Below are 14,929 nucleotides of genomic sequence, written 5' to 3'. Positions count from 1 at the left end.
AGTTATTAACAGCGAAATATCATTCGTTGTTAATAACTTTTTTATTTTTACCTATTAGCATCGTGTATTTTGTTCTCTAACTTTTCCGAACTATTTTTTGTAAAGGTCTTGCTATCAATGGCGCAACAATCCCTGCTAAAATCATCTCTGGAATACCGTTTGTGACAACTAGTCCCATAATATATGGTAATAATTGTGCCATATCAACTTTATAAAAATTAGCTGCTTGCCCATGATATAAAAGATAGATAAGGCCTAAAACTAAAACCGTATTAACCAATGAACCAAAAACAGAGGCAATAATCATGGCTAACGTTTTGTTTTTCCACCATTTATATAAAAAGTAAAAAATGACTGCTGTCACAATTCCAATTAAAATTCTTGGCACAATTGCTATAAGTGGATTTGTAAAAACAATGGGTGCAAGTGGACTAGTTGGCGACACAAACGCCCTGATAAATGTGATTAATCCCCAGACACCACCGATAAATGCACCATCTTTCCAGCCAAACACTAAAGCAGCAACAATCACCGTGATATGAATGGTTGTGATGCTTAAGGGGCCAACAGGGATGTAACCAAATAATGGCACAAAATTTTGAACAATAATGATTGAAATAAATAACGCCAAAATACTCATATGATATGTTTTATTATTAGTTTTCATCTACTTACTCCTACAAATTTAATCATTTCACTTCCGTTCCCTTATTATAACCGATTTAACGATTGTTACCATTTAATATGCAAAAAAATAGAACGTCACTAATTATAGAGGTAATCAGTGACGTTCTATTTTAAATAAATTTTATATTACATGAATGAGATAAGGGTCGTTAAAACAGGAACAACAATGATGAACAAGATTGTACTTGTTGTAACAATGTTTGTTGCGTATTTAACGTCTCCATGTGCTTCATTAGCTAAGATTGGTAATACGGCTAACATTGGTGTAGCTGATTGAACAATCAAAGTTTTTTGTAATAATGGTGCTAAATCTGCACCAGTTAAATGTGTACCTAAAAGAATAACAGCGATTAAAATGATTGGTGATAAAATAAAACGTCCAAGTAATGCAACGACTGTATCACGATCAAATCTGATACTCTTCAAACCGGCTTTAGCTAACACAATACCAATATAGATTAATGATAATGGTGTAACTAATCCACCAACATAACCTAATGTTTGGCTAATAAAATCAGGAACTGGAATTGCAAGAACCAAGAAGATTAATGCAACGATGAACCCAACAAGTGGCATTGGGATTACTTTAGCCCAGTTAATTTTCTTTTTCGTTTTATCTGATTTGTCTTTTGTTGGATCATCATTTGAAATTAAGAAAACACCAAATGCCCATGTTGAAACTGTATTAATAATATAGTAAACAAGGAAATATGAGATACTCTTATCGCCAAACAACGCAATATTTAAAGGTAAACCAATGAAAATTGTATTTGCATTAACAACGGCATTCATGAAGATACCACGACGACCAGGTTTGATGTTCAAGATATGAACAAGTGCCCATGCAATTAAGTAACCGATAATAACAGCAATTGCTGGGTAGAGTAAACTACCTGACAATGCAGCTAATTGATCACGTTTTAAATATTTTAAAACAGAAACGAAAATTGAAGCTGGTAAAGCAATTTTTGTAATTAATGATGAGATATTGCCACCAAATGAATCAGCGAACCAACCTTTAACTTGTAAAATGTATCCAAGTACCATCATCAAAACAACAACTAGAACACTTTGAATTGATTGGAAAAATACCATAATTAATTGTCCTTCTCTCTACGCTTTTTTTAGTATTTAGGTGTCCATTTCATATCTGAGACAGCCTTTTTAACATCTGTAATTGCTTCTTTGTTTAATTTTTGGTCAACAACACTTTGGGCAACTACTTCAGCAATTGTTTGTGAGAATTCTGCTAAATGTGTTACTGGTGGTAATACGGCAGCACCAACGGCTGTAGTATCAACGATTCCACCTAAAGCATGACTAGCTTGTGATAAGATTTCGCCATTAACTCTTGAAGATGTTGAAGCGATAATCCCAAATCCAAGACCTGGGTACATAAGTGCGTTGTTTGCTTGACCAATTTGGTAAGTAACACCTTTGTAATCAACATTATCAGCTGGAATACCAGTAGCAACTAAAGCTTTACCATCAGTCCATGCAATCAAATCTTCAGCCTTAGCTTCTGCTAATTTTGTAGGGTTTGATAATGGGAAGATGATTGGACGTTCAACATGTGAAGCCATGTCTTGAACAATTTCTTTTGTAAATGTACCAGGTTGTGTAGATGTACCAATCATAACAGTTGGTTGAACAGCTTTAACAACAGCTTCTAAAGAAGTTAATTCATCAGCATTAGCAAATTCTGAACGTTTATGCGTAAATTCTTTTTGGCCAGGTGTTAAGTCTTCTGTATCATCAAATAACAATCCTTGTTTATCAACTAAGAAGAAACGTTTGCGAGCATCTTCTTCTGAAACACCAGCGCGTTTCATTTCGTCCATAATTTGGTTAGCAATTCCGACACCAGCAGTACCAGCACCATAAGTAATAACTGTTTGGTCAACAATTGAACCTTTAGTGATACTTAGAGCACCTAAGATACCAGCTAAAACAACAATCCCTGTACCTTGGATATCATCATTAAATGTTGTGATTTCGTTTTGATATTTTTCAAGAATATTAGCAGCATTTGAACGGCCAAAATCTTCCCAATGTAATAACAATTCTGGGAACAAGTTCTTTGTACTTTGGACAAAGCCATCAACGAAGTCATAGTATTTGTCACCAGTTACACGTTCATGTTTGTTACCAAGGTATAATGGATCATTCAATAATGTTTCATTATTTGTTCCAGCATCAATAGAAACTGGTAAAACTTGTGAAGGATCAATTCCAGCAGCAGCTGTATAAACCATTAATTTACCAATTGCGATATCAACACCGTTGACACCCCAATCGCCCATACCTAAAATACCTTCAGCATCTGTCACAACGACTAAACGAATGTCACGTCCTGCAGCAGCATTTTTTAATGTTGCTTCGATATCTTCTGGATGATCAATTGATAAGAATGCAGCGTTTTGTGGATTTACATAAATTTCGTTGTATTCTTCGATTGAATCAGCAACAACTGGATCATAAACAACTGGCATAAATTCAGCCACATGTTGTCCCATTAAGTAGAAAAATAGTGTACGGTTTTCATTGAATAATTCCATTAAGAAATGGCGTTTTTCAAGACCAGTTTCTTTACTTAAATATTGTGCGTAGTTTTGTGTTGCTTGTTCTTCAATTGTTTGAACTTTAGCTGGTAACATACCAATAAGTCCTAATTCACGACGTTCTTCCATTGTAAATGCTGTACCTTTATTTACAAATGGGTTATTTAACATATCTTGTGCTTTTGTCATCATTAATTCCTCCATTATTTTTTTATATTTTATTTTCTCTTTAACTTACAAGAGCAAGAATACACCCCTTTAAAAATTATAGTCAAACATGTGTTATACTATAAATATTATTTATATGAGGATTATAAACGTTGATTTAGAGGAGATTATAATGAACATTCGAGATTTAGAATATTATCAACAAATAATTAATTTGAGAAATTTTTCAAAAGTTGCTCATTTTTTTTCAGTTAGTCAACCAACAATCACAACTGCAATGAAACGCTTAGAAACTGAATTAGACACAAATCTGATTATTCGTGATCAATCACATCATCAAGTTTCTTTTACACCAAGTGGTGAACAATTCGCTGAACATGTTAATATTATTCTCAAAGAATTAACAATTGCTAACCAAGAAATTAACCAACTTAAAAATGAGCACGTTCGATTTGGATTACCACCTATTATAGGAACGTACTATTTTCCGCAAATTGTCAGCAATTTATTTAATTCAGGTCTGATTAATCATCTAGATACAGTTGAGAACGGTTCCCAAGCCCTACTTCTTCAGTTAATAAACGGATCATTAGATATGGCTTTATTAGGTTCCGTTAAACCAATAGAAGATGACCGCTTAATTGCCAGAAATTTTGCATCTAAACACTTCAAGATTATCGTTAGCAAACATCATCCACTTGCTTCAAGAGAATCCGTTAAATTTTCTGAACTTCGAAATGAAAAATTTATTATGCAAAATGAGGGTTTTGTTCATCCAATCGCTTTTAAAGAGTTAACAACAAAAAATCATTTCAAACCAAAGATTATCTATACAACAAGTGACAGTCAGATTATTAAAAAAATGGTTACCGAAAATGTTGGTATTGGTTTTTTAACAGAACTAGCATTGGATGCTGCAGATGATTTAGTCTCACTCCCCTTATCGGAATTAGATCAACCTAAATTTTTAATGTCACTCGTTTATCGTACAAGTCATATTTTAACGCCTACACAAGCAAAATTAATTGACGTTTTAATTGATCCTTCTATCTAATAAGAGAATAACTTATACCTTAAATATAAAGGTATAAGTTATTCTTTTTATTATTTATAGCACCGCTTGACTAAATATCATTGACTAAAGAAACGTATGTTCGTATAATTGGATATATGTTAAGGAGGTTTCCTCGAATGTACAATTATAGTAACGAACCTAGAAAAGTCATCTTTATGATTGATTCAAAATCTTTCTATGCTTCTGTCGAATCAGTTGCACGCGGTCTTAATCCATTACGCTCTATTCTCGTTGTTATGTCTACAGCAAAGAATACAGGTAGCGGGTTAGTACTAGCTGCTAGCCCTATGGCTAAGAAAATATTTGGTATCACAAACGTATCACGAGCTACTGATGTTCCAATTCATGATAAACGTTTAGTTGTTGCCCAACCCAGAATGAATCTTTACATAGAAGAGAACTTAAAAATCAATAAGCTATTTCAACAATTTGCCTCAAATGACGATATTCACCCATACTCTATCGATGAGTCAATTATTGATATGACGACTAGTTGGAAACTTTTCGGAAATAGTCCCTATGAAGTTGCTCGTAAAATTCAACTTGCGGTCAAAGGGGAAACAGGAATTTATACAACCGTTGGTATTGGTGATAATCCACTTCTTGCTAAATTAGCTCTGGATATTGAAGCAAAACATAACCATAGTTTAATTGCTGAATGGCATTATGAAGACGTCCCCGATAAGTTATGGCCAATAACACAACTTGACGATATCTGGTCAATTGGATCTAAAACTGCCGAAAAATTACAAAAAAATCATATCAATTCAATGAACGATTTAGCTCACTTCAACCCATATGAATTAAAAAACAAATTTGGCGTAATTGGTAGCCAATTATTTGCGTTTTCTTGGGGAATTGATCGTTCAATCATTCATGATAAATATACCCCCAAGGAAAAATCCTATGGTAATAGCCAAGTCTTACCAAAAGACTATGTTATCCAATCTGAAATTGAAGTCGTTATTCGTGAAATTGCAGAACAAGTAGCAGCACGATTACGTTCTCATCACAAAGTGGCTACTGTCATTAATTTAGGCATTGGATTTTCTTTAGCCGAAACGACAGATTCTGGAAAAAGATATTCAGGCTTTGGTAGTTCATTAAAAATTGATTCAACAAATAGTAATGCCCAAATCACAAAATATGCCATCGACCTATTTCGAAAAAAATGGCGTCATGAAGCTCTAAGACATATTAGTATTTCGTGTGGCAAATTAGTTGACGATAATAGTCAACAATTAGACATGTTTGACACTAATAATACGGAACAAAAGAATCACAACTTGGACAATACCATTGACATCATACGAAAAAAATATGGTTTTAAATCGATCGTAAAACTTTCCAGTAAGTCTGAAGGTGCAACAGCTATTTATCGCGCTGGGTTAGTCGGTGGCCATGCTGGGGGTAATACCTATGAGTAAAACAACTGATGTTGATGCAAATTTGATAAATCAATTTTTAAAATATGATTATCACGATCGCGGTATGATGAAATGGCAAGGATTCTATTTAAGCGACCATACATCGGCTCGAACAAAAAAATTAAACGAAGAGACACGAAAACAGAAATTAACACATGACATTAAGATGAATGATACTAAAATTGCAGAAGTAATCAATTTGGCAATCATTAAATCCACCCCTGTCACTGTTGATCTCACTAATAAAAATTTGGATGATACACTTTTAGAACCTATACAGGGACTCATTAATGGCTGGTATGAAGATAATATAATTATCAATCATATCACCGTTAAAATTAATGATATTCATGCAATATCATTAAGCCAAATGACTAATGGAGAAGGTAGAAGAAGTATATAAGTAGATAACTTCTACTTACTATACTTCTTCTACCTTTTTTGTTTGATTAATTATAAAAAAACCTCCAGTATTGGATTGGTCCAATACTGGAGGTTCACTTTACTATTTTTTTTATTAAGCTTCTGGTAAATCTAATGTTTCGATTTTTGAATCTAACACTGGAGCATCGTCAGCTTTTTTAACTTTTTTAGTTGTTTTCTTTGGTGCTGCTGATTCTTCCTTAACTTCTTTAGCAGGTTCTTCATCGGGTGCAAATAATTTTGCACGAACTTCTTGGTCCATATCATGTAACATATCAGGTTTTTGTTCCAAAATATTAACGACATTTGGTTTACCTTGACCTAAACGTTCGCCATGGTATGAGAACCATGACCCAGCTTTTTCAGCAATACCATTTTCAACAGCAAGATCTAAGATATCAGCAGTAGCTGAGATACCTGACCCGTACATCATATTTAATTCAGCAATCTTAAATGGTGGTGCTACCTTGTTTTTAACAACTTTAATAGTTGTTTCATTACCAATGACATCCGTACCATCTTTAATTTGTCCACGGCGACGAACATCTAAGCGAATTGTTGCGTAGAATTTTAAGGCACGGCCACCTGGTGTTGTTTCAGGGCTACCGAACATGACACCAACTTTTTCACGTAATTGATTAATAAAAATAACAGTTGTTCTTGTTTTGTTGATTGAACCAGCCAATTTACGGAGAGCTTGTGACATCATACGAGCTTGTAACCCAACATGAGCGTCACCCATTTCGCCTTCAATTTCTGCACGAGGAACTAAAGCTGCAACTGAATCGATAACGACAAGATCAACGGCACCACTGGATACCAAAGCATCTGCAATTTCTAATCCTTGTTCACCAGTATCTGGCTGTGATAATAGTAATCCATCAATATCAACACCTAATGCTGTTGCATATGCGGGATCCATGGCATTTTCAGCATCGATATAAGCAACTGTACCACCATTTTTTTGGACTTCTGCTGTTGCATGAAGTGCAATTGTTGTTTTACCAGAACTTTCTGGTCCGTATATTTCAACAATACGGCCTTTAGGAAAACCACCAACTCCCAATGCGTAATCCAATGATAAAATCCCAGTTGAAGTAACATCAATCTTCGTGTCAGCTTTGTCCCCCATCTTCATGATGGCACCTTGTCCGAATTCTTTTGTAATTGCTGATAACGCTTTTTCTAGTGCTGCTTCGCGTTCTTTACCGTCTTTTCTTTTGCCGTCTCCGGTTGCAATACTTCTGTTAGCCATAGTTAGTAACCATCCTCTCAATAGTAGAACATCTGTTCGTTTCCATTTACTTATCATACCTCATTAAAATTTATATCGCAAGCGTTAAATCATCTTTACCGAAAATAAAAAGAACGATGCAATTATCGTTCTTACTAGGTATCGATGTATTCAATTATACTGCATGCTCATTAATTAAGTACGCCATTTTCTTAAATAATTTCTATTTATTTAACTTATTCCATCGATTCAATCTGACTAATTGTCTCTTTTAAAACGCGTCTGAACGTTGCAAGATCCTGCCCTGTAACTTGCGTTTCCAATTTACTTTCCAATTGATTCCAAAAGTCACTATTAAAAGTTGTTAGACCTTTATACTTATCCGTAACAGATAAGTGAACAACTCGTTTATCTGTTATATCAGCCTTTTTTTCCACTAATCCTAATGTGATTAATTTTTTCAAATGGTAATTCGTATTTGGCGTTGATTGATTCAACAATTTTGAAACGCGTCCAATTGTTGGACTGTTCAACTGTTCGATCGCATTTAGATAATAAGTATCAATTGTCCCCAATTGTTTAATGTTCATTAGTCCATCTTGTTTCCCATACAAGCTCAACAACTGATTTAATTTGTTGAAAGTCCCACTTAACTCAATCATTTTGACCCTCCTAGTTATAGATCGCCTTAGTTCCCACCCAAAATAAAGCAAAAAATTATTGATTTCTAATACATAAATGTTTATTTGACTTATTATAATGTAAAAAGAGGCGTATACACAAGTAATACGTCCCCGATTTTAATAAAAATATGTTATCACTGAAAACGTTTAACTACCTGTAACTGTTGAACCTTGCCAGCTAAGCATTCCGCCATATACATCAACAACATCATAACCTTTTTCAAATAGGATATCTGCAGCTTGTGCACTACGACGTCCTGATCGACAAATAATATATGCTTTACCTGTTAATTCATAATCGTCAACTTCATCTAACGGAATATTAATTGACCCAGGAATATGGCCTTCAGCAAACTCGTCATCTTCTCGAACATCAATAATCTGTGGCTTTTGTGCTAATAATAGGTCAAGTTCCGTAGTCGTAATTGTTGGAATATCATCTTCAAAGTTCATTTAGTTACCCTCTTTTATTTAGTTATGGTTTTTATTAGTCTGTATCAATTTATTATCTATATTATCATATGTTTTTATTTCATATTTTTCAAATATTTAGATTTTAATATTGATAGATTTAGAAGGCTCTAAGGTAAGACTTACGTCTCTTTTTAATTGGGAACAGCGTAGGTTATAACATAATACTAAAAATGGGTACTAAAAAGCCACTCCATAATAACGGAGTGGCCTCTTTATATTTAATTATTACTATCATGTATCACATGTTGATAAGAAACTAAGTTCTTCTTTAATTTTCCAAAAATTTTAACCAATGAATCATGAGCACTTTCCGTTGAACGATCTTCGGCTAAGTACTGCCACGTTGAAATAATCAATAACAGTGACACAAAAATTAATGGGAACCCAGCTAATAAACAGATAGCTTGGATTGTTTTAAAACCACCAACGAAGACGATACCAAATGAGAATAACATGAAAATTCCCATCCAAACCAAGCGGTTAAACAAACTTGGTTGCTCTGTCGGTTTGAGTTTTGTACTAGTAAACGACGACACGATAAATGCAGATGATGAAATCGTCGTTGCTAAGAAGATAAAACATGAAATCGCATAGATAACTAACATTACGTATTTAAATGGCAATGTTGAAATAACTTGTGCAATTGCTGCAGCTTGACCATATACATTCAGTGTATGAATTAAATCAGCAGCTCCACTTTGTTGTAAATAGAGTGAATAACCACCTAAGATTGCGTAGAAACTCATACATCCTAAAGCACCATACGCAAGCATCCCTAATATCACCTGACGAATCGTTCGTCCACGCGAAATTCTAGCAATGAATAAGCCCATGAATGGCATGAAAGTTAACCACCAACCCCAATAGAAAATAGTTTCCGATTTAACAGGGTCAATCGCATGACCTAATCCTGAAGCTGTCCCTGTACTCATTGCTACAAACTGAGTAACCATCAGTACAAGACTGTTACCTTCTGACTTCAAAATATAAACCGTTGGTCCAACTAACAGAACAATTAACAAAAAGCCAATGGCTGTCCAAATATGAGCTGAACTCAATCGATCAATCCCACCCTTAATTCCTTTAAACATGGTTAACGTGAAAATGCTGAACAGGACAACAAATAATGCTAATTTTAAAAGTATTGTATCTTGGACTCCCGTTAATGTTGCGATAATTTTTGATAATACAGGTATTTCCATCCCAACTGATGAACCAACACCGCCCATAATACCGAAAACGACAAGAAAATCAATTATTTTTCGTAAGATTTTTTTATAAGGCTGATCCCCTTTTAACATAGGAATCACATCACTAACACACATAACTTTCGCTTTTTTAACGTACATAACGTATGAAATAATTACAGCTGAAGATGCAAACATCATCCACGCCATTGGACCCCAATCAAATTGACCTAACATGTGAGCATTTTGATAATTAGCAGGAGACATCGCTTTAGCACCAAACAAAGGTTGTTGCACGTAGCGAAGTGGATCAACCATGCTAAGCATTAAAATACTGGCATCAATGGCCGTCGCAAATACCATACTACCCCATTTAAAATCACTGTATGCCGGCTTTTCGCCTTTATTACCCAATGTAATTTTGCCATAATGGCTTAATGCAATATATAAAAAGAAAACAAAATTGAGAATATAGATACCAAGGTAAGCCCAACTCAAGTGGGCCGTAATAGCATCCATTATTGAACCTAATTCTGCCTTCAAACCAGACCCACCGAGTAATAATCCAACTGATACTAAAATAAATAATGCCACAGTCGGTAAAAACATTTTTTTGTCGATATTCTGTTTTTCTAAAATAAAAATTTCCTCCTAAATTTTAGAGCACGATCTTTAATTCATCGCCGTACTCACTCCGATAATTCTGCTTTTAATTGCACAAAAAAAGCACACTGATACAGTTTCTCCACTAGGGATATCTGCACAGCGTGCTTGTTAGCTTTGCTATCTTATACAAATACTCATAACGTAAATTATAATATTCTATCGAATCACTTACCTGGACTCACGTCACCGTTATCATCTAGATAACGAATAATTCGTGCCGGGTTACCCGCAATTACGAGATCATCACCAAACGATTTTGTGACCACAGATCCAGCGCCGACAACGACTCGATTACCAATCGTAACTCCTGGTAAAATCGTGACGTGTCCACCCATCCAGACACTATCACCAACCGTAATTGGTTTACCCATTTCAACATCCGCATCACGTAATTTTGCAGATAAGGGGTGTACTGGCGTGTAAAATCCAACGTCTGGTCCAATGTAACAATGATCACCAATTGTGATTGGACAAGTGTCCAACATCGTTAAATGGTAGTTCGCATAAAAGTGATTTCCGATATGAATATTAAATCCATAATCAAATTCGATTCCCGTTTCGGCCCAAAAGTCTTCACCGGAATCAGCCAATAATGCTTTAATATTTGTATTTTGTTGCTTATTATCGTCAAGCTGGTTAATTGTCCGCAGTTTTCTCCGAATCAGTTCTCGTCGTTCAACTAGTTCAGGATCCAACTGCTCATACGGTTCACCATCTGACATCTTTTCTCTCTCAGTTTTTATCATGTTATAAGAATACCACTTATGTCATGATTTGTTAAATAGAAATTTATTTTCTATAAACACAGTAAAATAAAGCTATTTTATTAACATTAATTGAATTGGATTAATTTTAATTAGAGTAAATTTTAACCCTATTATTACAGAAAAATCTTCTAATAACAATTCACAGCATATTCGCTGTTCATCAATCATTAGAAGATTTATTTAACTTATTTTATCAACAAATAGTTGTGTTATTTGTTTAGGTCTTGTAATAACGCCACCGACAACTGCCGAAAATGCGCCAATATCAAATGCTCTCTTAACTTCTTCTGGAGTCGTTGTATGACCCTCCATAATAACAGGGATTTTAAGATTTTTAATTAACTTTTCTAGTAAATCAAAATCTGGGCTATCCCTTTCGTCCGTATATTCTGTATATCCTGACATCGTTGTAGAAACCATATCAAATCCATTTTTTTCAGCCATAACGCCTTCTTCATAATTAGAAATATCTGCCATGGCTAATCTATTTCCTTCATGAATTTTATTGACTAAATCAGTTACCTTTTCATTATGAGGCCGTTGTCTAACCGTTGCATCTAATGCAATAATCTCAGCGTCAGTTTCCAGTAATTCATCTACTTCTTTCATCGTTGCTGTAATATAGACTTCTGAATCTGCATAATCTCGTTTGATTATGCCAATCAACGGTAATTTTACTTGTTTTTTAATTTCTACAATATCAGAAACTGAATTTGCTCGTATCCCCACAGCACCACCCATCTCAGCTGCAAGGGCCATTCTCCCCATGATAAATGAACTAAATAATGGTTCACCTTCTAGTGCCTGACAAGAAACAACTAACCCATTCTTTATTTCATCTAAATTCATCATATTATCTCCCTTTATATATCACTAGCATTTGTCTCAATAACTTGTTTATACCAATCAAAACTATCTTTCTTGTAACGTTTCAATGAGCCATTTCCATCGTCATCTTGATCAACATAAATGAACCCATAACGTTTACTCATTTCTGAAGTTGATGCGCTAATTAAATCAATGCAGCCCCACATTGTGTACCCCATTAAATCAACACCATCCATAACAGCTTCTTTCATTTGAATGATATGTTCTTCAAGATACTTAATGCGATAGTCATCATGAACTTTGCCATCATCGCCTAACTTATCTAGGGCCCCAATTCCATTTTCAACAATAAATAGTGGCACACGGTAACGATCCCACATTGCATTCAATGTGATTCTTAATCCAATGGGATCAATTTGCCAACCCCAGTCACTTGTTTCTAAGTAAGGATTTTTTTCACCATTAATCATATTTCCTAACGATGTATCACCCGTTTTGCCAGCTGAAGTGACCGTTGACATATAATAACTAAAACTAAGGAACGCAACTTTGCCCATTTTAAGAATAGCTTCATCCCCTGGCTCCATCACAATATGAACATCATTTTCTTTGAAATAGCGGTTCATGTATTCAGGGTATTCGCCGCGGACTTGAACATCGGTGAAGAACAAGTTTAAATTATCATTTTCTTGAGCGGCACGAACATCTGCTGGATTAGGCGTTGATGGATAAGTTTGCATTCTAGCAAGCATACAACCTACCACAAAATCAGGATTAATTTTCCGTGCTTGTTCAACTACCAAAGCACTTGCGATAAATTGGTGATGAACAGCTTGATACCGAATTTGTAATTGTTCTCTCTGTGTTAATTCACTGTCAACAGCACCCGTTTCCATGAAACCAAATGAGCTAACATTAATTTCGTTAAACGTTAACCAATATTTAACCTTATCTTTAAAACGGTTAAGTACAACGTCCGTGTAATGTGTAAAACTAGCAATTGTGTCACGGCTTACCCACCCATTTTGTTTAACTGTCAAATCAAGTGGCATTTCATAATGCGATAATGTGACAACAGGTTCAATATCATACTTAGCTAACTCATCAAAAACGCGGTCATAAAATGCTAACCCAGCTTCATTGGGTTCCGTTTCATTACCATTTGGAAAAATTCGTGCCCATGCCATAGACATCCGGTATGTTTTAAAACCCATTTCTGCAAATAATTTAATATCTTCTTTATAATTATGATAGAAATCAATCCCACGACGTTTTGGATAATGGTCAGTGGTTTTATCGTCCATCGCTTCTTCAATGACTTTCATTGTGACAGAACCAAGATTCATTTCTGTTCTTTTTTCAGATTTACGAATAACTTCAGCAGTAGTCATCCCTTTGCCATCTAAATCCCAGCCACCTTCAACTTGGTTTGCAGCTGTTGCGCCACCCCATAAGAAACCTTTTTTAAACCCTTTTGGATAATCTGTTTTATACATATTAATACACTCCTTCAAAGTTTTTTGTTTAACTTATGTATCTGTGAACTATTTCAAATAGAGGTTTTACTAGTTTTTTTCAAAAAAATTACCTATTGATAACTAAACAAATAGTTATCAATAGGTAATGCCTGATCGAATCAGTTACAGCCCTTATTTGACAAATTAAGTATATCAAATATAGTAAGCGCTGTCAAAGTTAGTTTAAAGGCTTACTCACCTTGCCTTATTTTTTCAATAACCTGAATAATATTAAACGTATCCTGTAGGCTATGTCGCTCACAAGTCTTTGCACCAATTTCAACTAGATTAATAAAAGCTTGAATTTCAAGCGTCATATCATCTCCAACGATACTATAGTCCCGATTAATTTTTTGTCCATCATTTAATTCAATCGTATATTTTTCAATTCGATTATACATTGGAATAACGATACGACCTTGTTGCCCAACAATAATCGCAACTCGCGGTTTAGCTTCATTTATTGCGCCTTCAATGAGTGCCTGAGCGCCTTTTTCAAAATGTATCGTTGCTGAAAATTTTTCATCAATCCCATTATGCATGTCTAATTTTGATTCAATATGCGAAATATCTGAACCTAAAATTTCTAACACAAAACCAATTGGATAAGTACCGATATCGTTCAAAGCACCACCCTGTCCTTTTTGAAGTAAATATGAAGTTGCTTTTTGAGATGGAATGGCATTAGAACAAAAGTTAGCTGACATGGTTTGGATGGGTCCGATTGAAGCTAAATCTTGTTTTAAATGATCCATACCGATGTTAAATTTTGTTTTAAACGCTTCAACAAATAAGGTTTGATTTTCACTTGAAGCTAATTCAATTTCTTTCATATCTGTCGTTGTTAGTACAGCCGGTTTTTCACAAAATACCGGAATATTTAGCTTCAACGCCTTTAGTGACCACTCTTTATGCAACATATGTGGCAATGCGATATAAACGCCATCAATCGAATCATCGCCTAAAAGAGCTTGATATGAATCATAAATGGTTATATCTGGATTATTCGCTTTAAACACATCGTCATTAAATAATGACTTTGATCCAATTGCTGTAACTTGTCCATTTTTTGTATATCGAATACTTTCATAAAATCGCTTTGCAATATTACCGTAACCAATAATTCCAAAATTCATTGTTCTTATCTCCATTTCTATTTAACCGTTTTCATTAATTATAGCCGACTCATACAGTATGCACCAAATTAAATTTCAAACTCAAAAAGGTCACCC

The 14,929-nt window shown here is 34.7% G+C and carries 14 protein-coding genes; 3 read left to right on the top strand and 11 right to left on the bottom strand.

What is annotated here, in order from left to right:
• Positions 1-76 precede the first annotated feature (76 nt).
• The 3 genes from AC1RPG_RS04130 to AC1RPG_RS04120 all read right to left on the bottom strand — a co-directional run bounded on the left by AC1RPG_RS04130 (position 77) and on the right by AC1RPG_RS04120 (position 3,452).
• Entirely contained in the window at positions 77-667 is a 591-nt protein-coding gene (locus tag AC1RPG_RS04130) for an ECF transporter S component (protein ID WP_409022067.1), read from the bottom strand.
• Between the two features lie 146 nt (positions 668-813).
• On the bottom strand, positions 814-1,782 hold the full coding sequence (locus AC1RPG_RS04125; RefSeq protein WP_409022066.1) for an AEC family transporter: 969 nt from the start codon (positions 1,780-1,782) through the stop codon (positions 814-816).
• Between the two features lie 29 nt (positions 1,783-1,811).
• Positions 1,812-3,452, bottom strand: coding sequence for a malolactic enzyme (locus tag AC1RPG_RS04120; protein WP_481761580.1), 1,641 nt, complete (start codon positions 3,450-3,452; stop codon positions 1,812-1,814).
• A gap of 136 nt (positions 3,453-3,588) precedes the next feature.
• Between AC1RPG_RS04120 and AC1RPG_RS04115 the strand changes: the two genes are divergently transcribed.
• The 3 genes from AC1RPG_RS04115 (at position 3,589) to AC1RPG_RS04105 (ending at position 6,321) form a co-directional block, all read left to right on the top strand.
• Positions 3,589-4,470 (top strand): LysR family transcriptional regulator, encoded by an 882-nt coding sequence (locus tag AC1RPG_RS04115; protein ID WP_481761581.1) that lies wholly within the window; start codon positions 3,589-3,591, stop codon positions 4,468-4,470.
• Between the two features lie 137 nt (positions 4,471-4,607).
• Positions 4,608-5,918 carry a Y-family DNA polymerase gene (locus tag AC1RPG_RS04110; RefSeq protein WP_481761582.1) on the top strand — a complete coding sequence of 437 codons (1,311 nt, stop codon included), beginning with the start codon at positions 4,608-4,610 and terminating at the stop codon, positions 5,916-5,918.
• The gene (locus AC1RPG_RS04105; RefSeq protein ID WP_481761583.1) at positions 5,911-6,321 is read left to right on the top strand and encodes a hypothetical protein; all 411 of its coding nucleotides are present in this window, start codon (positions 5,911-5,913) and stop codon (positions 6,319-6,321) included. Before AC1RPG_RS04110 ends, AC1RPG_RS04105 begins: the two co-directional genes overlap by 8 nt.
• A 114-nt stretch (positions 6,322-6,435) precedes the next feature.
• On the opposite strand, the gene recA is transcribed toward AC1RPG_RS04105, so the two are convergent.
• The 8 genes from recA to AC1RPG_RS04065 all read right to left on the bottom strand — a co-directional run bounded on the left by recA (position 6,436) and on the right by AC1RPG_RS04065 (position 14,833).
• Positions 6,436-7,596, bottom strand: coding sequence for a recombinase RecA (recA, locus tag AC1RPG_RS04100; protein ID WP_481761584.1), 1,161 nt, complete (start codon positions 7,594-7,596; stop codon positions 6,436-6,438).
• A gap of 215 nt (positions 7,597-7,811) precedes the next feature.
• Positions 7,812-8,237 carry a MarR family winged helix-turn-helix transcriptional regulator gene (locus tag AC1RPG_RS04095; protein ID WP_409022061.1) on the bottom strand — a complete coding sequence of 142 codons (426 nt, stop codon included), beginning with the start codon at positions 8,235-8,237 and terminating at the stop codon, positions 7,812-7,814.
• Positions 8,238-8,405: 168 nt separating this feature from the next.
• Positions 8,406-8,711, bottom strand: coding sequence for a rhodanese-like domain-containing protein (locus tag AC1RPG_RS04090; RefSeq protein WP_481761585.1), 306 nt, complete (start codon positions 8,709-8,711; stop codon positions 8,406-8,408).
• A 239-nt stretch (positions 8,712-8,950) separates the two neighbouring features.
• Positions 8,951-10,528 carry a BCCT family transporter gene (locus AC1RPG_RS04085; protein ID WP_481761586.1) on the bottom strand — a complete coding sequence of 526 codons (1,578 nt, stop codon included), beginning with the start codon at positions 10,526-10,528 and terminating at the stop codon, positions 8,951-8,953.
• A 221-nt stretch (positions 10,529-10,749) separates the two neighbouring features.
• A complete protein-coding gene (locus AC1RPG_RS04080; protein ID WP_409022058.1) occupies positions 10,750-11,331 on the bottom strand; it encodes a sugar O-acetyltransferase in 582 nt (193 codons plus the stop codon).
• Between the two features lie 201 nt (positions 11,332-11,532).
• Positions 11,533-12,204: an N-acetylmannosamine-6-phosphate 2-epimerase gene (locus AC1RPG_RS04075; RefSeq protein ID WP_481761587.1), complete on the bottom strand. Its 672-nt coding sequence runs from the start codon at positions 12,202-12,204 to the stop codon at positions 11,533-11,535.
• An 11-nt stretch (positions 12,205-12,215) separates the two neighbouring features.
• Positions 12,216-13,676, bottom strand: a complete 1,461-nt coding sequence (locus tag AC1RPG_RS04070; protein WP_481761588.1) for a glycoside hydrolase family 1 protein — start codon at positions 13,674-13,676, stop codon at positions 12,216-12,218.
• Positions 13,677-13,888: 212 nt separating this feature from the next.
• Positions 13,889-14,833: a Gfo/Idh/MocA family protein gene (locus AC1RPG_RS04065; RefSeq protein ID WP_481761589.1), complete on the bottom strand. Its 945-nt coding sequence runs from the start codon at positions 14,831-14,833 to the stop codon at positions 13,889-13,891.
• Between the last annotated feature and the right edge of the window lie 96 nt (positions 14,834-14,929).

This window comes from Dellaglioa sp. CoH-57-MRSF-18 (assembly GCF_056781995.1).
This window is presented reverse-complemented; position numbering and strand designations above follow the sequence as displayed.